General features: G+C 70.1%; 20 protein-coding genes. 8 read left to right on the top strand and 12 right to left on the bottom strand.

Going from position 1 to position 23,868, the window contains the following annotated elements; all coding sequences use genetic code 11:
• Window positions 1-106: 106 nt before the first annotated feature.
• Window positions 107-748, top strand: coding sequence for a DUF2306 domain-containing protein (locus BMY97_RS18750; RefSeq protein ID WP_245787383.1), 642 nt, complete (start codon window positions 107-109; stop codon window positions 746-748).
• Here the strand turns inward: BMY97_RS18750 and BMY97_RS18745 are convergent.
• Together BMY97_RS18745 and BMY97_RS18740 are read right to left on the bottom strand one after the other, a co-directional pair.
• Window positions 741-1,694: an aldo/keto reductase gene (locus tag BMY97_RS18745; protein WP_091618148.1), complete on the bottom strand. Its 954-nt coding sequence runs from the start codon at window positions 1,692-1,694 to the stop codon at window positions 741-743. The two genes, BMY97_RS18750 and BMY97_RS18745, sit on opposite strands and share 8 nt — an antisense overlap.
• Window positions 1,695-1,850: 156 nt before the next feature.
• Window positions 1,851-2,234 carry a histone-like nucleoid-structuring protein Lsr2 gene (locus tag BMY97_RS18740; RefSeq protein WP_091618147.1) on the bottom strand — a complete coding sequence of 128 codons (384 nt, stop codon included), beginning with the start codon at window positions 2,232-2,234 and terminating at the stop codon, window positions 1,851-1,853.
• Between the two features lie 699 nt (window positions 2,235-2,933).
• On the opposite strand from BMY97_RS18740, the gene BMY97_RS18735 reads away from it, so the two are divergent.
• From BMY97_RS18735 to BMY97_RS18725, 3 genes are all read left to right on the top strand, one after another.
• Entirely contained in the window at window positions 2,934-3,704 is a 771-nt protein-coding gene (locus BMY97_RS18735; RefSeq protein ID WP_091618146.1) for a dienelactone hydrolase family protein, read from the top strand.
• Window positions 3,705-3,922: 218 nt separating this feature from the next.
• Complete coding sequence (locus BMY97_RS18730; protein ID WP_091618145.1) at window positions 3,923-4,606, top strand: papain-like cysteine protease family protein; 684 nt, start codon at window positions 3,923-3,925, stop codon at window positions 4,604-4,606.
• Between the two features lie 9 nt (window positions 4,607-4,615).
• The gene (locus tag BMY97_RS18725) at window positions 4,616-5,398 is read left to right on the top strand and encodes a hypothetical protein (RefSeq protein WP_091618144.1); all 783 of its coding nucleotides are present in this window, start codon (window positions 4,616-4,618) and stop codon (window positions 5,396-5,398) included.
• Here BMY97_RS18725 and BMY97_RS18720 read toward each other — a convergent pair.
• Window positions 5,395-6,354 (bottom strand): XRE family transcriptional regulator, encoded by a 960-nt coding sequence (locus tag BMY97_RS18720; RefSeq protein ID WP_245787382.1) that lies wholly within the window; start codon window positions 6,352-6,354, stop codon window positions 5,395-5,397. The two genes, BMY97_RS18725 and BMY97_RS18720, sit on opposite strands and share 4 nt — an antisense overlap.
• 656 nt (window positions 6,355-7,010) lie before the next feature.
• Window positions 7,011-7,469, bottom strand: a complete 459-nt coding sequence (locus BMY97_RS18715) for a GNAT family N-acetyltransferase (protein WP_091618143.1) — start codon at window positions 7,467-7,469, stop codon at window positions 7,011-7,013.
• Window positions 7,470-7,686: 217 nt separating this feature from the next.
• Between BMY97_RS18715 and BMY97_RS18710 the strand changes: the two genes are divergently transcribed.
• On the top strand, window positions 7,687-8,184 hold the full coding sequence (locus BMY97_RS18710; protein WP_091618142.1) for a VOC family protein: 498 nt from the start codon (window positions 7,687-7,689) through the stop codon (window positions 8,182-8,184).
• 52 nt (window positions 8,185-8,236) lie between these two features.
• Here the strand turns inward: BMY97_RS18710 and BMY97_RS18705 are convergent, their stop codons facing one another.
• Together BMY97_RS18705 and BMY97_RS18700 are read right to left on the bottom strand one after the other, a co-directional pair.
• Window positions 8,237-8,569: a type VII secretion target gene (locus tag BMY97_RS18705; RefSeq protein WP_091618141.1), complete on the bottom strand. Its 333-nt coding sequence runs from the start codon at window positions 8,567-8,569 to the stop codon at window positions 8,237-8,239.
• Between the two features lie 13 nt (window positions 8,570-8,582).
• Complete coding sequence (locus BMY97_RS18700) at window positions 8,583-9,128, bottom strand: YbaB/EbfC family nucleoid-associated protein (protein WP_091618140.1); 546 nt, start codon at window positions 9,126-9,128, stop codon at window positions 8,583-8,585.
• 147 nt (window positions 9,129-9,275) lie between these two features.
• On the opposite strand from BMY97_RS18700, the gene BMY97_RS18695 reads away from it, so the two are divergent.
• The gene (locus BMY97_RS18695) at window positions 9,276-10,196 is read left to right on the top strand and encodes an aminoglycoside phosphotransferase/kinase family protein (protein WP_091618139.1); all 921 of its coding nucleotides are present in this window, start codon (window positions 9,276-9,278) and stop codon (window positions 10,194-10,196) included.
• Here the strand turns inward: BMY97_RS18695 and BMY97_RS18690 are convergent.
• Window positions 10,153-11,724, bottom strand: coding sequence for an FAD-dependent oxidoreductase (locus BMY97_RS18690; RefSeq protein ID WP_091618138.1), 1,572 nt, complete (start codon window positions 11,722-11,724; stop codon window positions 10,153-10,155). The two genes, BMY97_RS18695 and BMY97_RS18690, sit on opposite strands and share 44 nt — an antisense overlap.
• A 91-nt stretch (window positions 11,725-11,815) precedes the next feature.
• Here BMY97_RS18690 and BMY97_RS47785 point away from each other — a divergent pair, with 91 nt between their 5' ends.
• Window positions 11,816-12,838: a TetR/AcrR family transcriptional regulator C-terminal ligand-binding domain-containing protein gene (locus BMY97_RS47785; RefSeq protein ID WP_245787381.1), complete on the top strand. Its 1,023-nt coding sequence runs from the start codon at window positions 11,816-11,818 to the stop codon at window positions 12,836-12,838.
• 16 nt (window positions 12,839-12,854) lie between these two features.
• Here the strand turns inward: BMY97_RS47785 and BMY97_RS18680 are convergent, their stop codons facing one another.
• The 4 genes from BMY97_RS18680 to BMY97_RS48455 form a co-directional block, all read right to left on the bottom strand.
• Entirely contained in the window at window positions 12,855-15,629 is a 2,775-nt protein-coding gene (locus BMY97_RS18680; RefSeq protein WP_091618137.1) for a glycoside hydrolase family 2 protein, read from the bottom strand.
• A 156-nt stretch (window positions 15,630-15,785) separates the two neighbouring features.
• Window positions 15,786-16,904 (bottom strand): hypothetical protein, encoded by a 1,119-nt coding sequence (locus tag BMY97_RS18675; protein ID WP_091618219.1) that lies wholly within the window; start codon window positions 16,902-16,904, stop codon window positions 15,786-15,788.
• Between the two features lie 361 nt (window positions 16,905-17,265).
• Window positions 17,266-19,125: a fibronectin type III domain-containing protein gene (locus BMY97_RS18670; protein ID WP_245787380.1), complete on the bottom strand. Its 1,860-nt coding sequence runs from the start codon at window positions 19,123-19,125 to the stop codon at window positions 17,266-17,268.
• Window positions 19,126-19,127: 2 nt separating this feature from the next.
• Window positions 19,128-19,895: a hypothetical protein gene (locus BMY97_RS48455; protein WP_245787379.1), complete on the bottom strand. Its 768-nt coding sequence runs from the start codon at window positions 19,893-19,895 to the stop codon at window positions 19,128-19,130.
• Between the two features lie 331 nt (window positions 19,896-20,226).
• Between BMY97_RS48455 and BMY97_RS18665 the strand changes: the two genes are divergently transcribed.
• A complete protein-coding gene (locus BMY97_RS18665; protein ID WP_091618136.1) occupies window positions 20,227-21,561 on the top strand; it encodes a glycoside hydrolase family 27 protein in 1,335 nt (444 codons plus the stop codon).
• Between the two features lie 60 nt (window positions 21,562-21,621).
• Here the strand turns inward: BMY97_RS18665 and BMY97_RS18660 are convergent, their stop codons facing one another.
• Window positions 21,622-23,691 carry a PQQ-dependent sugar dehydrogenase gene (locus BMY97_RS18660; RefSeq protein WP_245787378.1) on the bottom strand — a complete coding sequence of 690 codons (2,070 nt, stop codon included), beginning with the start codon at window positions 23,689-23,691 and terminating at the stop codon, window positions 21,622-21,624.
• Window positions 23,692-23,868: the final 177 nt, after the last annotated feature.

Genomic DNA, 23,868 nt, shown 5'->3' with positions numbered 1-23,868 from the left:
ACGTCGGATTACGTACGGCCACAGCCGCCCGGTGACGGATGACCGCGCCGCCCCGCTGCGAGATCCTGGCGCCGGGCGAGCGAAGGGCTGGGTTGTGCGGAAACCGGTGGCATGGCTGTTGTCGATCGTCGCGATCGTTTTCGCGGCGGTGCTCGTGTACCCGTATCTGGGTCTCGACCCGGGCAGCAGCCGGATCGAGGTGGGCGACAACCTGCGGTATTCCGTGCTGGTGGTGCACATTTTCGCCGCGACGGCGGCGCTGGTGCTCGGCCCCGTGCAGTTCATGCCGAAAGTGCGGGCGCGAAAGCGGATTCACCGGACGCTCGGACGCGTTTACCTCTTCGCCGGGGTGCTGCCCTCGGCGCTGGCGGCGATCCCGGTCGCGATGTGGTCCGGGCAGCTGCTCACCCAGATCGGCCTGAGCACGGCCGCCATTCTGTGGCTGGTCACCGGCGGCCTCGCCTACCGCGCGGCCCGCCGGCGCGATTTCATCGCCCACCGGGCCTGGATGATGCGCAATTACGCGTTGACGTTCCTCGCCGTCACCTCGCGCGTCCTCGTTCCCGTGATGCTGCTGGCGCAGATTCCCTTCACCGGGGCGGACCCGGCTTCGATCGGTGCGTTGGCTTCCTCGATGATTCCGGTCGGCCAGACGGCAGGCTGGATCCTCAACCTGATGGTCGTCGAATTCCTGCTCCGGCGCGGTCCCGCGCGCCGTGGTCGCCCGGCCGGACCGGACGTCAGCTGAAGATCTCCGAAACCGCCGCGAAGGTCTCCTCGTCGAGCTTGTTTTCGAGGGCTTCGTGCACCGCTTGCCATTGGGTGGCGGTACTGGGCGAGATGACCGGCGCGGTGATCACCGGGTGGGCGTGCAGCCAGGCCAGCGCCATCCCGGCCACACTGATTCCCTTGTCCTGCGCCAGATCCCGGAGCCGGGCGACCCGGACGAGGTTGTCCGCGGAGTACATGCCGGCGTAGTACTTCTCGCCGGCCACCGCGATGCGGCTGCCCGCGGCCGGCTGGGCGCCGTCGAGGTAACGGTCGGAAAGCACGCCGCCGGCGAGCGGGGAGAAGGCCATGTACCCGAGGCCTTCGGCTTCCACCAGCGGCAGCAGTTCTGCCTCGTCCCTGCAGTCAAGCAGGTTGAAGCCGTTCTGAATCCACTCGGGACGCGGCAGCCCGGCGTTCGATGCCGTGGCCAGGAGGGCTTCGAGCAGTCGTGCGTCGACATTGCAGACGCCGTACGCCTTGATCAGCCCGGCACCCTTCGCGGCCGCGAAAGCGGTGACGGTTTCTTCGAGCGGGGTGGTCGGGTCCGGCGCGTGCGACAGGTAGAGGTCGACCCGGCCCAGCCGCTCGATGCTCTGCGCGAGCTGCCGTTCGATGTGCGGGCCGGACAGGTCGATGCCTTGCGCGGTACCGCCCACTTTGGTCTCGACCAGCACGTCTTCGGGCTGCTGCCCGGCCAGCCAGCGACCGACGGTGCGCTCGCTTTCGCCGCCGCCGTAACTGTCCGCGGTGTCGACCACGCGAATGCCCAGCGCATGGGCTTCGCTCAGCCGGCTGAATCCCTGCTCGGCGTCGAGGCCCAGGCCCCGGGTCTCCGGCGAGCCGCCGATTCCGCCGATCGATCCCGCGCCGTAGACGAACGCGGTGATCTCGATTCCGGTCCTGCCCAGTTGCCGCTTCTCCATGAGCCGACCCTACTCAAGGATCTTCGGCCGCGGCCCGTCGTCGTGCCCGGAGGACCCGTGCGTGGCCTTCGGCCGAGCGCCGGGCAGGGCCGCCGCGGCGCCGGAGGGAGGAGTCACCCCCGGCCGCGCGGCGGGCATTTGGCCCCGATTCGGTCCTTACGCCTTCTTTGCGCCACCGCGCTTGCGAGTCGCCTTTGCCGGAGCCTGGTTGCGCTCGTCGAAGGCGGCGATCACCGTCGCGGGGATGCGCCCGCGCTCGGAAACGTCCCAGCCGTTCGCCAGCGCCCACGCGCGAATCTCCCGCGAACGCTCGCGGTCGGCGGCAGTGGTGGTCGCGGCACCGGCGACCGAACGGATCTTGCGGCCGCCGGTTCGGCGGGACGCGGCGATGTAACGCGCGAACTCCTCACGCAGTCCGTTCGCGTTGTGATCGGACAAGTCGATTTCGTACTGGACGCCGTCGATGCCGAACGGGACCGTCTGGCTGGCCTCGCCACCATCGATGTCATCGACCATCTGGACCAGAACTTTTTGCGCCATGGGGGTGATTCCTCCTCGGAAGGTTTTACCTGTGCGGATCCGTGCAGATTCTTATCACACTATACATTGATCCACAGTGGAGCGGGTAAGCGCGCCTCCGCTGAGAAAATTGCCCTCGGCGTTATCGGGTGAACACCGACAAGTGGTTCCCGCGTCCCGCTTCGAAGGGCAGGGTCGCGGACGCAGTCGAGGTAAACGGCCGAGGCCGAACGCACCGTCGAGCAACACCAGGTCGACGGTGGCCTGATGGAAGGTGGAGATCCCGGACGAGGTGCCGAACGGCCCGGTATACCTTTTTGCAGTCCTTCGGATCTTCCTCGGGCAGTTTCCCGTCGGTGGCCTCTACTTCGGCGAACAAGCGGGCTAGCACGCATCCGCGTTTTGTGCCCCACTCCCATCCCGAGCCGATGCTGCTGTGGACCCCGACGGCGACCACCACGTGCACGCCGAAGTCCGTTCGCTGTTCCGGTTGTTACTCGGCGAAACACGGGCCTCGCGCGGATCTGCTGGCGCATAAAGGTTCCGGTCCGGCAGCGGCACTGGCGCCACCTCGATCCGATCGGCTAGGGTCGGCGGCATGACCACCGGGACGGCCTCGAGCCACTCACGGATCGGTGACCCGGTGCCCTTCTGAGCGCCGCGCGGGCGCCGCCTCCGTCGTGTTGATCAGCAGCCCATCAACCACGACCGGAGAAATTCATGCCCACCAGGACATTGCGTATTCCCACCCCGGACGGCCAGGCCGACGCGTTCGCCGCTTTCCCCGACGGCGGGCGGCACCCAGGGGTGCTGCTGTACTCGGACGCTTTCGGCGTCCGGCCCGAACTGGAGGAGCGGGCCCGCGAACTGGCCGGGCACGGGTATTACGTGCTCGTGCCCAACCTGTACTACCGCCACGGCCGGGCGCCGGTGGTCGACCTGCCCGAGTACATCGGGGAAGAGGTCCGGCCTTCGATCATCGCCCGGCTGATGCCGTTCATCGAGGCGCACTCGGTCGAACGGATCCGGCGCGACGCCGCCGCGTACCTCGATTTCCTCGCCGGCCGGCCCGAGACCGGCGCGGGCCCGGTCGCCGTGATCGGCTACTGCATCGGCGCCGCCCTGGCGATGCGCACCGCGGCGGCCCATCCCGGCCAGGTCGCCGCGGTCGCCGGATTCCACCCCGGCTTCCTGGTCACCGACGCGCCCGACAGCCCGCACCGGCTCGTTTCCCGGCTCACCGCCGAGGTCCACCTCGGCCTGGCGGAAGGTGACCTGACGCCGGAGGCCATCGGTGAACTCGGCCGGGCGCTGGAAGCCGCGGGCGCCCGCCACACCACGGAGATCTACCCCGGCACCGTCCACGGCTTCACCATGTCGGACACCGCGGCCTTCAGCCCGTCCGGAGTGCGGCGCCACTGGGACCGTCTGCTCGCGCTGCTGGATCGCGCATTGACGCGGCCGGATTCATCCGCTGTGAACGCGAAGTGAATATTGCGAATCCGGTGCGGCCGCACCGGCGGTGAACTCGGCCGTTGCAGTTCTTCCCCCGGCCGCGGGCTGTTGTGAACGCTCACAGCGTCGCGCCGCGGCCGGGTCCGGCTGTTGCCCGGCCGCGGCGGCGCGCACACAGTGATCCCGGCTGGGCGACTCATCCCGGTCTCCAGCACGAACTCCCTTTCCCCACATCCCTGTCACTAGGAGATTCGATGGATTACCGATCCACTCGACGGGCAGTCCGGGCTGTCGTGGCCACCGGGGCGACCGCCCTCGCGTTGGCCATGCTGCCCGCTTCCGCGTTCGCGCAGTCCGGCGGCGACGCGAACCGGCCCAACGGACTGGAAAAGACCGGCACCCACACGCAGGTCCGGACGATCGCCCCGCTCGGCGCCGCCAGTTCAGCGCACGCGATGCCGGCGTCGAAACAGCTGGACTACAGCCAGCAGGTCCAGCAGAACGACGAGTGGTGCTGGGCCGCGGACGGCTCCAGCATCGAGCAGTCGCAGGGCGGCAGCGCCTCCCAGGAGGAGTTCTGCGCCGCGGGCAAGGGAGCCCAGGTCGGGAACTGCCTGAACGAGGCGGCGCAGATCTCGGAGATCGTGCAGGGGTTCCAGGGCACCGGGTTCTCCGCGCAGGACGCGGGCGGGCCGATCAGCTACAACTCGATCATGCAGCAGGTCGACGGCGGGATCCTGAACCTGACCGGCATCTACTGGACCTCGGGCGGCGGCCACGCCGAGGTGATCTACGGGTACGACAGCTCGAACCAGTCCATCATGCTCGGCGACCCGTGGCCGTCGTATCAGCGGTACCAGACCTGGGACTACAGCCAGTACCAGCGCAACGCCCAGTTCACCTGGAACGACACCGTCGTCAACATCCGGAAGGGCTGATCCGCGGTCATGGGTGAGATCTGCCGGAAGTTCTTCTGTGGTCTCGCGGCTCTGGCGGCCGCGGTGGCGGCGCTGGTCCCGGGCACGGCGTCGGCCGCCGAGTGGGTCAGCCCGCCTTCGTCGGCGGACCTCGCGGCCGCCGTCACGGCCGCGGGCCAGCCGCGCGCGATCAGTTTCGCGAGATCGAACTTCCGGCAGGTCGACCACGCCAAACCCGGGCGGATCGCGCTCGCCGGGCGGGGCATTCCGGTTTATACCCTCAATCCCGGCTTCGTCGCGGGCGCGGCCGGCGCCCCGGCCGGGGTCCTGGGGTCCATCGCGGTGACGGCCACCACGGACTCCGGGGTGAAGGCCACCCTTCGGGCGAGCCGGGACAGCTCCGCGCCCGGCGGCTGGGTCGTGGCGAATGTGCTGTCCGGCAACGACGAGGAGGCCCTGAGCGGCAAGCTCCGGCCCGGCTCGGTCCTGCTCAACGAGCCCCAGATCAACGGGTGGTACGACCTGAGCCCGGCCGGCGTCGTGTTGCTCCAGGCGAGCCTGCCGCAGTCCCCGGTGGGGCAGTTCGTCCCGCTGCCGGACTATCAGCGCGCGGTGCACGACCGCTACGCGGACAAGCTGCCGGGCTCGGATTACCAGCACCGGGGCGGAATCGGCTTCGCGCCGACGGCCGCTCGCGCCGACGCCGGCCCGTCGGTGCCGATCGTGGCGGGGCTGGTCGTGCTGGGGGCCGCCGCGCTGGTCGTCGTGGTGGTTGTGCTGCGCGGCAAGCGTCCTCGCGCGAAAAGCCGCTAGTCCCAGATCAGGTCGACGCCCGCGATGCCGACGCCGAGGTCTTCGAAGTAGGCGCTCACGGTGTTGCCCGGCCCGCAGAACAGCGGTTCGCGGACCAGCGGGTCGAGGTCTTCGCGCGGCCGGATCGTCTTGAGGCACCGGGCCGGCAGCATGGCCGCGTCGAAGCGCAGCCGGAGCAGGTAGGCCGACATGGGGGCCCGGACGATCCGGTGGAAACAGCTCGACCGGACCGACGCGTCCAGCCGTAGCGTGAAGGCGAAGGTGTGCGTCTCGCCCTCGGCCAGGCCGCGGTCGAAAAGCAGCTCGAACACCATTCCCGACGACGGGACGCTGCGGCGCACCCGGCCCATCCGGCAGCCGTCGACCGCGGCGACCGAGGTCGCCGTGACGTCGGTGCCGTCCTCGTCCTGGTGGGTGACCAGGAAGCTGTCCGCGCCGGAGCGCCGGGCCCGGACCACCATGGTCGAGGTGATCTCCGCGGTCTGGCCGCGCGCGGTCAGGCTCAGCACGTCGACGACGGTGACCACGTCCAGGTCCGCGTTCTCCTCGGCGCGGGGCAGACCGCTCAGCTCTTCGAGCAGAGCGCAGGTTTCGGTCCAGCTCTGCTGCAGCTCCGGCAACGACGGCCGACGGTCGCCTTCACCCGGTGCCCGGTGGGGGCCGATCAGCACGACCAGGCTGTCGGAGGGCAGGCCCAGCACCGATTCCAGCGCGCGGACCACGTCGAGCGAGCGGCTGGCCGAGGGATGACGCAGGCCGCGCTGCCAGTAGCTCAACGTTGATTCGGCCACCGACACCCCGCGCATGGCCAGGTGCGCGCGCAGCCGGGACAGGGAAAGCCCGCGGTGGCCGACGGCCTCGGAGAGCGCCCGGTGGAACGGCCCGAACCGCACCGCGGACGGCAGCGCCCCGGGTGATCGCCGGACCGCGCCCTCATGGGCGTGCTGCTGGTGCATGTGGCATCCCCTACTCTCGGCGAGCAGAAGGACAGCATGAGTAGTTCCCCGGCCGACGGCAACCGCCCATGGTCTAAAACCGGATGTTTCGGACAGTGGGGCCGGGGCTTCGGCGGGGGGGTGGGGCATGGTTCCGGGTGTCATGGTGGTTCCGGCCGAGAGGGTGTTGCCGAACCGCACGAGGTTCCGAGCGGCGTGACGTTCCGGGTGGCGCGGGGTTTCCGAGCCGGTACGGGGTTCCGAGTGACGCAGTGTTTCCGAGCGGCATGGGGTTCCGAGCTGCACGGTGCTTTGGTGGGCATAGTGTTCCGGGCCGCACGGGGTTTCCGGGCGGCAGGGGATGTGGGCGGCGCGGGATGCGGGCTGCACGGGGTGTGCGAGCAGTGCGGGGTTTCCGGGCAGCAGGGGGATGCGGGCAGAAGGGGATGCGGGCGGCGCGGGATGCGGGCTGCACGGGGTGTCCGAGCAGCGCGGGGTTTCCGGGCAGCAGGGGATGCGGGCAGCAGGGGATGCGGGCGGCACGGGATATGCGGGCAGCGTGGTGTTTCCGGTCAGTATGGAGTTTTCAAGCAGCATGAGGTTCCGAGTGGCATGGCGTGGCGGGTCAGCAGGGTGTTCGCGTGGTGGGTTCGGCAGTCGCGCCGAGGCTGCGTGTCTCAGGTTTCGAGGGGTAGCCTCCCGACGGTTTCGCCCTGGTGGACCTGGCCGGTGGGACGGAAGCCGAGCTTGAGGTAGAAGGGCTCGGGGCTGTGGTCGCCGGGTTTCCAGAGCACGGTGGCGGCCGCGGCGCCGCGATGGCGGGCCTCGGCGAGGACTGACTCTACGGCGAACCGGCCGTAGCCTTTGCCTTGGTGCCCGTCGGCGATGTTCAGCCGCCAGATGCCGTGGCGGAAGTAGTCGATGGGGCAGTTCGGGTCGAAGGCGCCCATGACGAAGCCGACGAGTTCGCCGCCGGCGTAGATCAGCCGGGGCCAGGCGACGGCAGGCTGGACGTACGCCTCGGCGAGGGATTCGGCGACCGATGCCACATAGTCGCGCTGGTGTGGGGCGACGGCCAGCCGGCAGGCCGCGTTCACGTTGTCGGCCGTGACTTCGGCCAGGTGCGGTGTGTCCATGGGCGACAACGTAGCCGGGGGGTACGACAATTTTCGCCGACTCGGCTTCGGGGCAGGAGCACGCGTCGCCACGGCCGGCTCCGGAGTCCTCTGTGGATAGAGGCGCGCAGCCGGATTTTTCTGATACCGGGCGGGTCTTGTCCGCTATAGCTCGTAGCGTGGGCGGTGTTCCGGGGAGGACGGGTCAGCCGCCTTCCGTGTCGAAAGGATATCCGCCGTGGAGTTCGTTTCTGCTCGTGTCCTCAGCAACGATGTCGCCCGCCTGGCCGGGTTCTACGAGCAGGCGACCGGGCTCGAGGCGCGGCGGCCGGCCGAGCAGTTCGCCGAGTTCGCGGGGGCTTCGGGCAAGCTGGCGATCGGCAGCACCGCGACAATGCCGCAGTCCGCGACAGCAGGGCCGAAAACCCCAGAGCCGAAAACCCCAGAGCCGAAAACCCCAGAGCCGAAAACCCCAGAGCCGAAAACCCCAGAGCCGAAAACCCCAGAGCCGAAAACCACAGGGCCGGACCCGGTGACGATCCTGGAGTTCCTCGTGGAGGACGTCGACCGGGCATACGAGCGGCTGATGCGGCTGGCCGTCGTCCCCGAGATCGTGCAGGGGCCGACCACCATGCCGTGGGGCAACCGCTCCCTGCTGTTCCGCGATCCCGAGGGAAACCTGGTCAACTTCTTCGCGCCGGTCACCGAGGACGCGCGGGCACGGCTCGCCCGTTGACGGTGGTCGCGCTCAGGCGGCGATGCCGACCGCACACGGTAGCGGCGGGTGCTCAGGACAGCTTCGATCCGACCTTGCTCATCGTCGTCGCATGCTCCAGGTCGGCCTTCTCGTAAGTGGCCGCGGCCTGCTCGACGGTCGGCGGGATCGATTCGAGCGTGGACTTCGACTGCTGCAACGTGATCAGGCCCGGCGCGGACACCGCCAGCACGATCGGCACGAACAACGGCCCGCAGATCAGCCCGTACACGTCGACGCCCATGGTGACCTGCTCGGCGGCCGACAGCGCCTGTCCCAGGCTCGCCGCGACCCGCTGCACGGCGGCTGCGTGCTTGCGCAACTCCTCGGGCTGGACCTCGAATCCCGAGCCCCCTGGTGCCGTCATCGCGTCCCCCTCGTCAGGTGCGGATCATGATCGAGCCGCCGTCGAAACCGCCGTCCTCGTCGTCGTCCTCGTCCGGCCGGGGCCGCGGTGGCCGGGGCGGCGGGGGCGGTGGCGCTTGTGGTGGGGTGTCGGCGATTCCGCCGATGTCGCGCACGTGCTGCGGTGGCTCGGGCGGCTGTTCGGGCTCCGGTTCGGGGAACTTCGCGCGGTAACGGCCGACGATGGTGTCCATGGTCGGCTGGTCGTCGCCGATCGTCTCGGCCATCACCTCGCCGAGGCGCTCCGGCAGGCGGGCCTGGGCGCGGCGCAGGGTGCTCAGCACGGCCGCCGCGACCTTCGCCCCGGTCGATTCGCGCACCCCGTCGGTGATGCGCAGGTCCGTGACATTCCCGGCGGAATCCACCGTCACCGAAATCATGCCATCCGGGGATGATTCGGACACCGACACCTGGCTGGTCGCGGCCTGCATGGCTTGGTAGCGCTCAGCTTTCGCCTTCGCGGCGGCAACCCACTGGTCGATCTGCGCCGCGGCACCGCCGCCGGGCAACGACTCCGTCATTCCGACCGTCCCTGGCTTCCGGCGATGCTGTGCCCTGGGTTCAGAAAAGCATCCGTCCCGGCGCGGCCGGGGCCGAACAGCGGATTTCACTCGAACAGCCCAGCACCGGCGGCCCGGTTCGGGCGTGCGCGTGGCACAGTTCCGGCTGTGTCGTCGGACGATCTCCCGGACTGGTTGCCCGCCTGGTGCCTGGACCGGCTGGGCGGCGAACCCGCGGACGTGCTGTTCCACCGGCACGGGATGTCGACAGTGTTCGGCCTCCGATTGATCGGCGGCCGGGAGGTCGTGGTCAAGGCACGCGCCGATGACGGCCGCGCCGCATCATGTGTCGCTGCACAAGCCTGGCTGGCCGGGCGCGGGTTTCCTTGCCCTCGGCCGTTGACGCCAGTGGTCGGTGCCGGTTCGCTGGCGGTGCACGCCGAGGAGTTCCGGCCCGGCGGCGAGGTGCTGCGAGGGGACTCGCCGGAGGTGGCGGTCGGCTACGCCCGGGTTTTCGCCCGGCTGATGGCCGGACTGGCCGACCTGACGGTGGTCCCGCCGCTGCCCAATCCCCGCTGGATCCGGTGGGACCACTCGGATCCCGGGCTGTGGCCGTCGATCGGCTTCCTCGACGAACGGGACCAGGGCGCCGTGCCCGCGTACGTCGTGGACACCGCCGCCCGGGTCCGCGAGCGGCTGCTGGCCGCACGCCTGCCCTGCGTGCTGGGGCACGCCGACTTCGAGGCGCAGAACCTCCGATGGCACGGCCGGGAAGTGTGGGCGGTGCACGACTGGGACAGCCTGGCGTGGCAGCCGGAGGCGGCGCTGGCAGGAGCGGCGAGCGGCACGTTCGCGAGCGCCGGGCCGCCCACGCTGGCGCCGATCGCCGGCTCCGAGGCGTTCCTGCGGTCCTATCAGGACATCCGGGGGCGCCGGTTCACGGCCGCGGAGCTGGAGGTCGCGTGGGCGGCGGGCCTGTGGGTGGCGGCGCACAATGCCCGATGGGAAGCGCTGCACGGAGACCGTCCGGTGACCGGTGACGCGCTCAAGGTGCAAGCTGACGAACGCCTCCGCCGAGCACACTGCTAGTGCCGAGCGCGGCGAGGTAGCCCGATACCGCCGAGAAGTCGCCCGTGTCGGAGATCAGCGCGACGTATCCGTCGGGGCGGATGAGCACGAGGGTGTGCTCGCCCGCGCCGTAGGCATCGGCCAGGTGGCCCTCGGTGTCGGCGACGTCGTTCGGGCCGGCCGGTCGTCCGACGACCCGGAACGTCCGGAGACCGGACGGCAAGGCTTCGGCCGCAGGTGCGGCCCCGAAGTCCAGCAGCGAGAAGCGGCCGCCGCGCGTCAGGTCGAACAGCCGGCATGAACCGTCCACAGTGGTCAGTTCGGGTGCGTCGGGGGCGCGGTCACCGGCACGGAGCGAGGCTGTCTCGTCGCGGTCGTCGCGCGCCAAGGCGGAGTCGCGATAGCCGATGCCGAGCTGCAGCGTGCTCGTGTCGCGACGGGATGGGAAGCCCTTGTCCTCGGTCGTCTGCTTGAGGCGCGCGTTCGAGAGTGCGAGTACGCCGGCCGCGACCGGTCGCCGCTCGGCGCCGTAGCTGTCGAGCAGCGCCGGCGAGGCGCCGTGCACCACCGCCGCCAGCTTCCAGCCGAGGTTGTGCGCGTCCTGGATGCCGGTGTTCATCCCCTGCCCACCGGCGGGTGAGTGGATGTGCGCCGCGTCGCCGGCCAGGAGGACGCGGCCCTCGCGATAGCGGTCGACGAGGCGGATGTTGGCGCGCCACAACGAAAGCCAGGCCGGTTCGTGGAGCCGGAGGTCGGTGCGGCCGGTGCGCCGTTCGAGGATCGCCTGCAGGTTCGCGAGGCCGGGGCTGGGATCCTGGCCCGGTGCGATACTGGCCTGGTACTGGAAGACGCCGGTGGAGGGCAGCGGGCAGAGGCTGAAGAAACCCTCGTGGTGCCGCCACATGTGCCAGGCGTCGCGATCGAGTCCGTCGACCTCGACATCGGCGACGATCATCCGTATCTCTTCACGGGTCTCGCCCACGAACGCGATTCCGGCCTGCTTGCGGACGACGCTGTGCCCGCCGTCGCAGCCGACCAGCCAGCGCGCGGTGACCGTCTCGGCCACGCCGTCCTTGACGACGACCGCCGACACAGCCTCGGCCGACTGCGTGAAGCTTTCCAGCCGTGTGCCGAATTCGAGCGTGCCGCCGAGCTCCGCCAGTCGCAGCCGCAGCGCCTCCTCGATCCGCCATTCGGGGGTGAGCAGGCTGGCCGGATAAGGGATGTCGGGGCGGCCGCGGAGCGGCTCGGCGGCGTCCAGCGTCTCCTGGCCGTCGCGAGCGACCGACCGGATCGGCATGGACATCCGGCCATGGGCGAGCACCCGGTCGACGAGGCCGAGGTCGTCGAACACCTCGAGGGTGCGCGGCTGGATGCCCTTGCCGCGTGAGCCGGGCTGCGGGCCGGGGGAGGCCTCGGCCAGGCGGAAGGAGACCCCGCTGCGGGCGAGTTCGCAGGCCAGCGTCAGCCCGGTCGGCCCGGCGCCGATGATCAGCACCTCCGGCACGTCCCCTGGTGACGGCCGGCCCGGGTTCGTCGTCTCGGTCATCGTCTCGTTCCCCCTGATTCAAGAAAGTGATTCCTTTCTATCAAAGCTAAGCGCGCTTGCTAAGAAAGGCAAGTCTCTCTATCGTGCAGGGGTGGCCACTGAACCAGTCCGACGGCGCCGGCACGGCGAGCAGCTCGAGTCCGAACTGCTCGCCGCGGGGTGGGACGAGCTGGCCGAGGCCGGTTACGCCCGCCTGACGATGGAGTCGGTCGCCGCGCGCGCCCGCACCGGGAGCGCGGTGCTGTACCGCCGCTGGGCCAACAAGGACGAGCTGGTGCTCGCCGCCATCCGGTACCACCGGAAGACCAACCCGGTCGCCGTCCCCGACACCGGCAGCCTGCGCGGGGACCTGATCGCCCACCTGACGGCGGTGGGCGAAGCACTCGCCGGCTTCTTCGCCATCGCCGCGGCCGCCGCCTTTTCGGGGCTGCTGGCCAACACCGGCCTCAGTCCCGCGCAGGCTCGCGAGCTGGTCATGGACGCCCGGCCGCTCCCGGACGTCCGGATCGCCTACCAGCGCTCCCACGACCGCGGGGAGATCGACCTCGGCCGCGTGCCGCCGGCCGTGCTCGCCCTGCCGTTCGACCTGGTGCGCCACGACCTGCTCATGGACCTCAAGCCACTGAAGCGCGCCCGGGTCGAGTCGATCGTCGACGAGCTGTTCTGGCCGCTTCTGCGGAACTACCAGGACTCAACAGTCAAGTACCAAACTATCAACGAGCTGTTCCGCTCGATCATGTCGACGCAGCGCAAGGCGGCCGAGGAGTGGGCGCGCTCCCGCGACCTCACCTTCGAGCAGGCCATGGTGCTCGGGTTCCTGGAACGGCAGCCGGGTGCCATCCAGCGTGACGTCGCGGCGATGAGCCACACGACCGCGTCGAACGTCTCACTGCTGCTCAAGGGACTCGAGCGCCGCGGACTCGTCGAGCGCCGCACCGAAAACGGAAACGAGCGCAGCAAACGGGTTTACGCCAGTCCGGCGGGCAGCCGGCTCATCGCCGGACTGGACGCCGCGATGGCAGAGGTCGACAAAGCGGTTTTCGCCCCGCTGGACGAAGCCGAGCAGGCCGGCCTCGAAGCGCTGCTCGGCAAGGTCAACGCGCGGCTCCCGTAGCCGTCGCGGTCCGGGGCTACGCTGAGAAGGTCTTCTTCGCCGGCCGGGTGGACAGGGCGTCCTGGTTGAAGGTCACGGTCACGCCGCGTCCCCGCAGCCGGGAGGCGCGCTGGTCGAGCTTCCAGCCGTCGACGCGCACCCCGATTTCGTCCGCCCGCGGCGGGGTACCCAGCCGGACGGTGGCCGTGGCCGACTCGCCGCCGGCCAGGTTCAGGTAGTTGTCGCTGAACGTCGCCGGCAGGATCCGCTCGCCGGTGCGGGTGTTGTACGCCTGGAGGTGCACCATCAGCGCCATGGCGTGGCCGGTGTTCTCGACCTCCACCGCGAGACCGAGGCCGTCCCGCCCGCGCTGCGCGGTGGCCGTGACGGAGACCGCGGCCGGAGCCAGGTCGTCCAGGCCGGCGAATCCCTTGGCCCGGGCCGGGTTCTCGGCCCAGTAGAAGTTGCGGACCAGCTCCGTGCCCTGGGGATCGGTGAAGGACAGGCGGGCGAAGGCGACGTCGCCGGGCGCGGTGTTCAGCTGTGCGGCGACGTTGCCGATCACCGTGTGGCCGGACGGCCCCGCTTCGTTGACGCGTAAGGAAGTGCTGGCGAACGCGGTCCCGTCGAGGCCGTACAGCGTGATGGCGACGGTGCCCTGCAGCGCCGCCCGGGTGTGGTTGGCCACGACCACGTCGAACGTCTTGCTGTCGAGGATCACGTTGACCCGCCGGCACGCGTGCTGGACCGCGTAGAACGACGAATGCGCCTCGAGGTCGTGGCTGTACATCTGCCAGACGAAGCTGGGCTGCGCGGGATTGGTCATCCACATGATCACACCGGTGCGGGGGTACGGCCGGCCCGGCGCGGCGCCGGTCATGCTCGCGGCGTGCGACTCGAAGATCGACTTGATGCACTCGTAGTTCATCAGCTGGGACTTGCGGGCGAAGTCCGCGAGGTTCCGCACCTCGCCGTACCGCTGCGCGGTCAGCTTGAGATAGCCGGCGCCGCCGCCGTTGCCCCCGTTGCCGTTGACGTCCCGGTCGGCCCAGAAGTCGTCCGGGTGCTCCCACGACGCCTCGGGCAGCATCTTGCGGACGAATTCCAGCGTCGGGATCGAGTACGAGCCGACCTCGTTGTGGAACGGCGGCCAGTGCGTGCCGTCGTTGGTGCCGAAATGGGTGGCCGGGGTGACCCAGTGGTACGGCCCGCCCGAGGTGTAGCCGTTGATCGGGTCCTGGCCGGTGTCGCCGGCCGAGCTGGTCAGCACCGCGCGCTGCGGGTCCAGCTCGGCGACCAGCGCGTCCAGGCCGTCGATGATCGGCTGCGGCGGCGGGCCCTCGTTGCCGCCGCACCAGAGCAGGATCGACGGGTGGTTGCGGAACCGCACGATGCAGTCCCGGATGTCGTCGAGGTCGCGGGCGGCGTTCGCCGGCCCGGGGCCTTCGGTCGAGCTGAAGAAGTCCTGCCAGACCAGGATGCCGTGTTCGTCGCAGGCCTCGAAGAAGTCCTCGCTGCTGCTCTGGCCGTTCCAGTTCCGGATCAGGTTGAGGTTGGCGTCGCGGTGCATCCGCACCTGCTCGCGCAGCCGTTCGGCCGAGTTCCGCTTGAGCGCCTCGTCCAGGCCCCAGTTGCCGCCCATCACCAGGATCGGCTGGTTGTTGACGGTGATCGCCAGTCCGTTCACCGCGGCGCCGGACGGGTCCGTGAACGGCTTGCTGTACTCGATCCGCCGGACGCCGAAGTCCACCGTGCGCTCGTCGCCGACCTGCCCGCCGGACTCGACGCCGATCGTGAGCCGGTAGCGGTGGGGTTCGCCGTAACCGTTGGGCCACCACAGTTTCGGCCGGTTCAGCCGCAGGGCGGGGAGGTCCTTCGCGGTCAGCGTGATCGTGGACGCCCCGGCCGGCGCGGTGACGGCCTTGGTGAACTCGCGGCCGTCGAGGGCGCCTCTGACCACGATGGACTTCGCCGACGCGCTGTCGAGCGCGAGGTCGACGGTGATGTCGGCCGTGCCCAGGTCCGCCGACAGCACCGGGTCGACGCGCACGTCGGCCAGCCGGACCGGGCCGGTCGTGGACCAGGTGACCGGCTGCCAGATGCCGAGGTCCCGGTCGGGGATGGTCGGGAGCCAGTCCCAGCCGGCCGTGCAGAAGAACGTCGGCCCGTTCTCGAGCGTGATCCCGGTCGGGCCGCCGTTGCGCCCGCCGCGCGTCACGCCGCTGGTGTAGCTCGGCTTCAGCGGGCCCTCGGAGTAATCGAGCTTGCCGATCAGGACCGCGAGGTGAGCAGTGCCGTCCGCCTTCGCGACGATGTCCGTGACCTCGAAGACACCGCGTTTGAACGCGCCCTCGATGGTGCCGATTTCCGTGCCGTTGAGCCAGATGGTCGCCAGGTAGTTGATACCCGCGAACTCCAGCCAGAACCGCTGGCCGGGGATCAGCCGGGGTACGCCGAACGCGACCCGGTACCAGTAGTCCGTGTCCTTCAGGGTGTCCGGGACGGTGTCGGTGACGATGTGGCCGTACAGCGGATCGGGGTACTCGCCGTTGGCGATCATGCTCGTGAGCGGAGTGCCGGGCACCACGGCCGGCTTCAGCCCGTCGACGGCTTGCGCGCCGGACAGCTGGTTGCCGGACAGGTTCCCGGCCGCCGTGTAGGTCCAGCCGCGGGTGATCTCGCGGCCGTCGGTGTGCAGCGCCGGGGCGCCCGCGGCGTTCGCGGTGCCGGACAGGGCGAAGACGCCGAGAGCGCCGCCACCGGCGATGGCGATTCCGCTGGACAGAAACCGCCTGCGGTTCAACTGGGTCACGTCGCTCCCGATGACATCGTTGTCAGCCTGCCTGCGAATCTATGATCGGCGGGTCCGGATCCCTTTGTCAAGCGGTCCCGGCGCAGGTCTGTCCACTTCGGACGGACCAGGGCCGGACGTGGGCCGCCTCCCGGGAGAGACGGCCCACGCGAGGTGTCAGCCCTGAGCCGCGGCCGGCGGCATCAGCTTCGGGTACTCCTTCTGGAAGTTCGCGATCATCGTGGCGGACGGGACGATCCGGTTCGGGTTGCCCTGGCTCGTCGCCTGCTTCTCGCCCCACGCGCCCGCGGCCTTGCGCTGGTCGGGGGTGCCGTGGCTGTGGAAGCAGTCGCCGATGGAGGCGTCGAGGTAGGTGGCCTCCTGCTGGGCGCGGGCGTCCCACGCGTCGCCCTTGGCGTGCGCGACGAAGTAGCCGCCGTACGCGTCGGGGCCCATCTCGGACGACTCGTTGCGCGGGTAGTTGTCGTGCGCGAAGTCGACCTGGTGGCCGTACTCGTGGCCGACCACGGACTCGACCGAAACGTCGTCGAAGCCGAGGGTGTTGACGACGTCGAGCAGGCCGTCACCGAGCGCCACTCGCTTGCCGCCGAGGCTGTCGGCCGGGGCGGAGAACGCGTTGAGGGTGAGCAGCGGGTTGCGCCCGCCCTGCAGCGCCGGCACCTCGTAGAGCACCTTGGTGGCGAGCGCGGCGGCGGCCTGCACCCGCGCCGGCGCGAGGCCGAGGCTGAAGGTCTGGGCCATCTTCGCCTGGCTGCCCAGGTCGGTGCCCTTCCAGGCGACGAGCTGGACGTTCCAGCTTTCGATGTCCCAGAACCCGCGCAGCTTGGCGATCGTGGCGGTGGCGCGCGGGGTGTACTGGCCGTCGGTGCCGAAGACCTGCGGCGTCTTGTCGGTCGCGACGCCCTGGGTGTAGAGCGAGCTGAGCCCGGAAAGCACGCCCATGGCCTCGTTCTCGAGCGGGGTCAGCTTCGACGCGAGATTGTTCGCGTACGTCAGCAGCGATCCCTCGGTGCAGCCCGGGATCGGGCCCTGCGCGGCGCGGCTCTGACGGCCGGTCTGCGGGATCGGCGACTCGATGAGCGGGTCGACGTTCTTCAGCGCGCTCGCGGGCAGCCCGGCGTACAGGTCGTTGACGTCCTGGGTCAGCTGCGCTACGTCCTGCTCGACAGTCGACGGCGTGTCCGCGGACGCCGGCACGGCCAGCGCGAGCCCGAGCGCCGCCACGGTGCCCGCCGCGGCGAGCGTTCTGCCGAGGAATCTGGTCCGGTTGTGCAAGGTGGTTCCCCTCTTCGATTCCGGTTTCAAGATCACGAAGAATCGCCACATTAGGACGGCGGCCAGGCCGGAAACCGGTGCCGGGACAAGAACCCCGGGATGGCTCACGTCTTTCGGAGGGTTCTCACCGTGCGGGCATCGGCCGAAAGTACTAGAGGGCGCCCCTGCTCTGCCGAGGTGTGTCCGGTCCGCTCGTAGTGAGTACTCACCGCGAAACCGGGCAGGTCTCGACTGGTGCGATGGGTGACGGCTCCCCTCAAGGTGGCGCGGTTTCGGCCACGAGCACGGCCTTTCCGGGACACGCCGGCCGCGGCGAGGGTCGTTTGACCCCCGCCGCGGCCGGTCGTGGACGGTCGGGTGTTCAGGCGCCGGTCGTCGTCGTGACCGACACCGGTGCGCCCACGCCGACGCCGGTCACCGCCGCGATGGTGAAGGTGTAGCCGGTGGTGGGCTTGAGCCCGGCGACGACCCGGGTCATGCCCTTCGCGGTCGGCTGGCCCACCAGCGCGTCACGGCCGGTGACCGCGATCGTCCGGCCGTCGGAGACCGTGATGCGGTAGCCGATCACCGGGGTGTCGCCCATGGCCGTGGGCGGGGTCCAGTGCAGGCTCACGGCATCGGCGGCCGGCAGGGCCTTCGCGCCGGTCGGTGCGTCGGCGGTGCGGGTGCCCGGCGAGCCCGCCGTCACGGCGGCCGACGGCAGCGACGAGAGGCCGGTGCCCAATGCGCTGCGCGCGGCCACTGTCACGGTGTACGCCGTGCCGTCGGTGAGCCCGGGCACCTCCGCGTAACCCGTCTGCTGGAACTGCGTGGCGGGGATCGTGGTGGTGACCTGGTGCCCGCCGCCGGTCGCGGTGAGCACGTACGACGTCAGCGGGGAGCCGTTCTCCGCGACCGTGGGATTCCAGGTGGCGTAAAGCTTTCCGGCCACGGCGAAGGTGCCCACGCGGGACGGTGCCTCGGGTGCCGACCGGCCGTCGACCGGACGGTGCAGCACCCAGCGGAACCCCGGTTCGACGCCGGCCGCGTCGACGATCGACGCGGGGGCCGCGGAGGGACTGGTCAGCAGGTGGTTGCCGGTGGTCACGACGCCCTTGTTGTTGCCGTCGCGATCGCCCTGCTCCCAGTAGTTGCCCTGGATCAGCGTGGGGTCGTTGTTGCCGAGGCCGTCGCGGTAGTCCACGTGCGTGCTGCCGACGTTGGCGTACGCGGCGTGGTACAAAACGTTGCCGGACACCGTTTCGTAGGTGTTCCCGTTGTCGGTGTACACGGATTTGCCCAGGCCCCACTGGTCGTGGATCACGTTGCCGGTGACCTTCTCGCCGTCGGCGAGCGAGGTGCCGGTGATGCCCTGGGTGTAGATGCCGCCGCCGTCGTCCAGCGACAGCATGTAGTCGTGGATCAGGTTGTCCGAGACCACGTTGTCGTGGGAGATGTTCGGCGTGGCCGGCTTCTTGATCTTGTCCGGCCAGCCGCCCCAGCCGACCGAGATCCCGGAGTAGGCCACGTGGTCGATCTGGTTGTGGGCGATGGTGTCGTGCTGCGTGTAGCCGTTCACGATCGGCACGCCGCCGTGGAACTCGCGCGGCAGCCCGTAGAGGTGGTTGTCGACGACCCGCACCCCGCTGGTCACGTCGCCGCCGGCCGGCTGGCCGACCCCGCCGACCTCGACGCCGTTGCCGGAGATGTCGGTGAACACGTCGCCGGCCACCGTGGTGTCCTTCGCCCCGTCACCGAGTTCGAGGCCCGCGGCCCCGAGGTGGGCGAACACGTCGCTGCTGAACTCGACCCGCTGGGCATGGGAGACGGACACGTTGCCCGGTTCCTTCGTCCAGTCGGCGTACGGGCACGTGCCGCCGGGCACGAACTGGCACAGGCCCTGGGTGGCGTAGCCCTTCGGGCCGGTGATCGTGTAGCCGGCCTGGATCTCGGAGAACCCCTCGGGTGACGACGGTATCAGCCAAGTCGCGTAGGAGAACTGGATGCCGCGGAAGGCGACGTCGTGGATCGGCGCGGCGGCGCTGCCCTGGCCGTCGACCAGCTTTTCCAGCGCGGGCATCTCGACGTCGGCGTGGCGCAGGTCCTCGCCCGGGCGCGGTTGGTAGTAGACCGTGCGGGCGGCGCGGTCGAGGTACCACTCGCCCGGGGTGTCGAGGAGCTCGAACGCGTTGTCCACATAGGACGGCTGACGGTCGTTGGTGAGGTCGCCCGGGCCGACCATGTTCACCGTGCGCCCGGGATGTCCGGGAAGACGACCCGCCGGGTGGAGTTGTCCCAGCACGGCTGCGCCATGGTCACGGTCGTGCCGGAGACCGAGCCGATCGGGCAGCGCGGCTCGGTCCACTGGCCCAGCCCGGCCCGCTCGACGTTCCACAGCGCTTCACCGGCGGTGTACACCATTTCGATGTCGCCCGGGTTCCGCCAATGGGCGAGGGTGTCGGCGGACGCCGTGTACCCGGTCGAGGTGGCCTTGAGCGAGACCGGCAGCGGTCCCTGGGCCCGCTGCTCCCGCACGCCGTTGACGTAGAGCTGCCGGGTGTTGTCCGAACCGGCCGGTTCGGGGGCCGAGTAGAGGCCGGGCCGGCCCGGGACCGGGCGCCAGCCGGTGACCTGCCGCCCGCCGCTGAGCACCGTCTGGCCTGAGCCCTGCCAGATGATCCGGTGCCCGTTCGCGCCGGAGTCTCGCGCGTCGAGTGTCAGGGGCCGGTCGAGCCGGAAAACGCCGGGGGCCAGGTGCACCGTGAGGTCGGACGTCAGCCGGGGAGCGCGTTGGCGGACCAGCTCCTGCGCCCGTTCGACGGTGCGGACCGGCCGCGCCTGCGTGCCCGGCGCGCTGTCGGAACCGCGGGGCGTGACGTAGACGTCCTGGCGGGATCCGCCCTGCTGGTCCGCGACGGCGCTGCCGGTCCCCAGCAGTGCCGTCGCCAGGAACGCCGCGCCCCCGAGTGCGAAGGCCCGCCGGCCCCGGGTCCGTCTTGATGGTGCTGGCATACCGACCTCCGTGTGATCCCCAGTGATCGCCGGTCGACTCGGCGCGAGTCAGGCAGGCTCAAACATAGGATCTCTGGCGCTGGTTGTCGATAGCAAGGAAGGCTTCTTTACTTGTCCGTTCAGCGGGCTGACAAGGGGATACTCGTACCGTCGACCGGGACTTCGGTGGTCGCATCGGTTAAGTAGCGAAGATTCCTGCGCAGACCTGGTGTTTGATCGGAGTATTCATCCGATGAATCGTTGACGGCCGGTGAGCCGCGGGCGTACAAAGGCAACGGTTTCCACCGGTGCGGCAGTGGGGCCGCCCGGGCAGGTGAGAGGGCGGTCCGGCATGACCAGAGCACAGCGGAAGAGATACCTGGGAGCCGCGTTCACGGCACTGACGGCGCTGGCCGCCGTGGTGCCGGGGACGGCGGCAGCGGCTCCGGGGGGCCACGGCCGGCCCGTCGTCGCCGCGACGCCGCCGATGGGGTGGAGCAGCTGGAGTTCGTTGCACGGCAACATCAGCGAGCAGGTGATCGAGGCCCAGGCGAAGGTCATGCACGACTCGCTGGCCCGCTACGGCTACCGGTACGTCAACATCGACGCCGGCTGGTCGGACCACGTCGACGCCTACGGCCGCAACGCGGAGAACACCGCCAAGTTCCCGCACGGCATCGCGGCGGTGGCCCGGTACGTCCACGGACTCGGCCTCAAGTTCGGCATCTACCTCGTGCCGGGCGTCCCGGCGGCGGCGGTCAAGGCCGACTCGGCGATCAAGGGAACTCCTTACCACGTCAGCGATATCCTCGTGCCGGGGGCGAAGGGCAACACCGCGGACGACGGCTCCGGCCTGATCGACTTCGGCAAACCCGGCGCGGACGCGTACGTGCGCTCGCAGGCCGAGCTGCTCGCGTCGTGGGGCGTCGACTACATCAAGATGGACTTCGTCGGCCCCGGCGGCGGCCGCGTCCCGGCCGACAACCGCGCGGACGTCCAGCACTGGCAGGCGGCCCTGCGCGCGACCGGACGGCCGATCCACCTGGAGCTGTCCAACTCGCTGAGCTTCCCCGACGCCGCCACCTGGCAGCGTTACAGCAACGGCTGGCGGATCGAAGGCGACATCGAGTGTTACAGCCACTGCGTCGGCCTCACCAACTGGGATGTGCGGGTGAAGCAGCGGTTCACCGACGTGCCGAAGTGGATTCCCTTCGCCGGTCCCGGGCACTGGAACGACCTCGACTCGGTCGAGGTCGGCAACGGCGACGCCGACGGCATCTCCCCGGACGAGCGGCAGAGCATGATCACGCTGTGGGCGGCCGAAGCCGCGCCGCTGCTGCTCGGGACCGACCTGACCAAGCTCGACCCGGCGGACCTCGCGCTGCTGACCAACCGCGAGGTGCTGGCGGTGGACCAGGCGGGCAGGCCCGCGCACCCGCTGTCGCAGGCGACGCCGCAGCAGGTCTGGGTGAGCGAGGACGGCCACGGCGGCTACACCGTCGCGCTGTTCAACCTCGGCGCGGACACCGCGAAGGTCACTGCGAACTTCGGCGACCTGGGGTTCCGCGGGCCGGCCGCGGTGCGGGACCTGTGGAGCCATCGTGACCTCGGGGTCGAGCGCACCGCGTTCAGCGCCTCGCTGGCCCCGCACGCTTCCCGGCTCCTGCACGTCGAGCGACTGGGCTGAACGCGGCATCGGGCCGTCCGAAGTGGACGGCCCGATGCACGGTCCGGTCAAGGCAGCCGATCAGCCTCCGGTCAGCGCGATCCGGAGGATCTTGTTGTCGAGCTTGCCGGGGGTGCCGCTCTTGTCGCCGTTGGTGGTGGTCAGCCAGAGACTGCCGTCGGGGGCCGCGACGATCGTGCGCAGCCGGCCGTATTCGCCGGTGAAGTATGTCTTCGCGGTGGGCAGCGAGTCACCGGAGATCGGCATCCGCTGCACTTCCTGGCCGGTCAGCTCCGACATGAACAGCACGTCGCCGACGATCGCCAGGCCGCTGGGGGAGTGCTTGGCGGTCGGCGAGAACGTCCGTTTCGGCGCGATGAAGCCGGGCTGGCCGCAGCTGCCGGTGGTGCCTTCGCAGGCGGGCCAGCCGTAGTTGCCGCCCTTGACGATCAGGTTGACCTCGTCCTGCTTCGAGTCGCCCAGCTCGGACTCCCACAGCCGGCCCTTCGAGTCCCACGCCAGCCCCTGGACGTTGCGGTGCCCGTAGCTCCAGAAGTACTTGCCGGACTGGGGATTGTCCGCGGGCACGCTGCCGTCCGGGTTCAGCCGGAGGATCTTTCCGTTGAGGGAGTTGAGGTTCTGCGCGTTGTCGCCGTTCTGCGCGTCGCCGGTGGTGGCGTAGAGCTTGCCGTCCGGGCCGAACGCCAGCCGGCCGCCGTTGTGGTAGCGGTTGCGGGCGATCCCGGTGAGCAGGACCTGCTCGCCGCTGATCTTGTCGTTGACGTACTGGAATCGCACGATCCGGTTGTCCGACGAGCTGGTGTGGAACACGTACAGCCAGTGGTCGGTGGCGAAGTCCTTCGACACCGCCAAGCCGAGCAGGCCGCCCTCGCCGCCGGTCGTGTCGACGCCGGGCACCTTGCCGACCACGGTCTTCTTGCCCGCCGGGGTGATCCGGACCAGCTGGAAGGTGTCCCGTTCGGAGACCAGGGCCGACCCGTCGGGCAGGAACGCCAGCCCCCACGGGATGTCGGAGTCGGTGGTGATCTGGGTGACCTCGCCGGGATTCGTGCCACCGCCGCCGTTCCCGCCGGTGGTCGTGACGGCCACGGCCTTGCTGGGATCGGAGGCGTTGCCGGCCGCGTCCTTCGCCCGCACGGTGAAGGTGTACGCGGTCGCGGGGGCCAGGCCGTCGATGGTGCCCGAGGTGTCAGGGAAGGTGCCGGCCTTGGCGGTGCCGTTGTAGACGTCGTAGCCGACGACCCCGACGTTGTCCGTGGACGCGCTCCACGCCAGCGAAACGGTGTTGGCGGTGACCGCGGTCGTGTGCGGATCGGCGGGCGCGGTCGGCGGCTGGGTGTCGTTGGACGCGGCGGTCTTCACCGGCAGCTCCGCCGACGGCGGGGAAATGCCGCCGGAACCGTCCTCGGCGAAGATCGTGAAGTAGTACTGCGTGTTCGGCGTCAGGCCGGTCGCCTGGTAGGACAGCGTCTTCCCGTCCACGGTCGCGATCTGCGAACCGTGCTGGAACACGTCGTACTTGGTGACGGCGCCGCTGCTGCCCGCGGTGGCGGCGTCCCAGGCCAGCGACACCGCGGTGTCGGTGACCGCGGTGGTGCGCAGGTTGGTCGGCGCGGCCGGAGTCGTGCCCGTGGTGAGGTGGCCGGTGACCTGGAACTCCCACAGCGAGTAACCGTAGGAGGTGCCGCGGGCGGTGCCGTAGAGCCGGACGTAGCGGCCGGACGCGCCCGTGGTGGTCGCCGTTTCGGTGCCGCCCTTGCCGTTCTTCGTGGAGTACACGGTGTTCCAGGTGGTGTTGTCCGCCGAGACCTGGATCTCGTACGACTTCGCGTACGCGGCCTCCCAGTTCAGCACCACCTTGCTGATCTGCGCGGTCGAGCCGAGGTCGACGCTGAGCCACTGCGGGTCGGCGCCCTCCTTGCTGGCCCAGCGGGTGGTGGTCTTGCCGTCGACCGCGTCCGCCGCCGCATAGGCGGAGCTCTCCGTGGACGAGGCGGTGGCGGGTTTTCCCTTCGACAGCAGGGTATCGGCGGCGGGCTGGGCCAGCGACGGCGGCGCGATCAGCGCCATCGCCATGACCAGTGCCGCGGCGCCGCTGCCGGCCGTGCACCATCGTTTGAAGCGGGTCACTGCTTCCTCCCAGACGACTCGGGGTTCGGGCGTGGGCATGGGGACGGCGGACCCAAGTAAAGAAACTTTCCTAACAGCGAAGGTGATTACAGCACCGGCCACGGTGGGGTGTCAATCGCCCCTGCCCGCCCAGTGGAAGCGCTTTCTCGCGCGACGCCGAAACGCCCCTCGTCCGGG

Source organism: Amycolatopsis saalfeldensis (assembly GCF_900110575.1).
Lineage (GTDB): Bacteria > Actinomycetota > Actinomycetes > Mycobacteriales > Pseudonocardiaceae > Amycolatopsis > Amycolatopsis saalfeldensis.
The sequence above is the reverse complement of the archived record's forward strand: the minus strand, read 5'-3'. Positions and strand labels throughout refer to the sequence as shown.

What these genes read in the sequence shown, in the direction of transcription:
- BMY97_RS18745 (WP_091618148.1), bottom strand. Translation starts at nt 1,694, where the DNA reads ATGGAGAAGCGGCAACTGGGCAGGACCGGAATCGAGATCACCGCGTTC.
- BMY97_RS18740 (WP_091618147.1), bottom strand. Translation starts at nt 2,234, where the DNA reads ATGGCGCAAAAAGTTCTGGTCCAGATGGTCGATGACATCGATGGTGGC.
- BMY97_RS18735 (WP_091618146.1), top strand. Translation starts at nt 2,934, where the DNA reads ATGCCCACCAGGACATTGCGTATTCCCACCCCGGACGGCCAGGCCGAC.
- BMY97_RS18730 (WP_091618145.1), top strand. Translation starts at nt 3,923, where the DNA reads ATGGATTACCGATCCACTCGACGGGCAGTCCGGGCTGTCGTGGCCACC.
- BMY97_RS18725 (WP_091618144.1), top strand. Translation starts at nt 4,616, where the DNA reads ATGGGTGAGATCTGCCGGAAGTTCTTCTGTGGTCTCGCGGCTCTGGCG.
- BMY97_RS18720 (WP_245787382.1), bottom strand. Translation starts at nt 6,354, where the DNA reads ATGCACCAGCAGCACGCCCATGAGGGCGCGGTCCGGCGATCACCCGGG.
- BMY97_RS18715 (WP_091618143.1), bottom strand. Translation starts at nt 7,469, where the DNA reads ATGGACACACCGCACCTGGCCGAAGTCACGGCCGACAACGTGAACGCG.
- BMY97_RS18705 (WP_091618141.1), bottom strand. Translation starts at nt 8,569, where the DNA reads ATGACGGCACCAGGGGGCTCGGGATTCGAGGTCCAGCCCGAGGAGTTG.
- BMY97_RS18700 (WP_091618140.1), bottom strand. Translation starts at nt 9,128, where the DNA reads ATGACGGAGTCGTTGCCCGGCGGCGGTGCCGCGGCGCAGATCGACCAG.
- BMY97_RS18690 (WP_091618138.1), bottom strand. Translation starts at nt 11,724, where the DNA reads ATGACCGAGACGACGAACCCGGGCCGGCCGTCACCAGGGGACGTGCCG.
- BMY97_RS18670 (WP_245787380.1), bottom strand. Translation starts at nt 19,125, where the DNA reads ATGGTCGGCCCGGGCGACCTCACCAACGACCGTCAGCCGTCCTATGTG.
- BMY97_RS48455 (WP_245787379.1), bottom strand. Translation starts at nt 19,895, where the DNA reads ATGCCAGCACCATCAAGACGGACCCGGGGCCGGCGGGCCTTCGCACTC.
- BMY97_RS18665 (WP_091618136.1), top strand. Translation starts at nt 20,227, where the DNA reads ATGACCAGAGCACAGCGGAAGAGATACCTGGGAGCCGCGTTCACGGCA.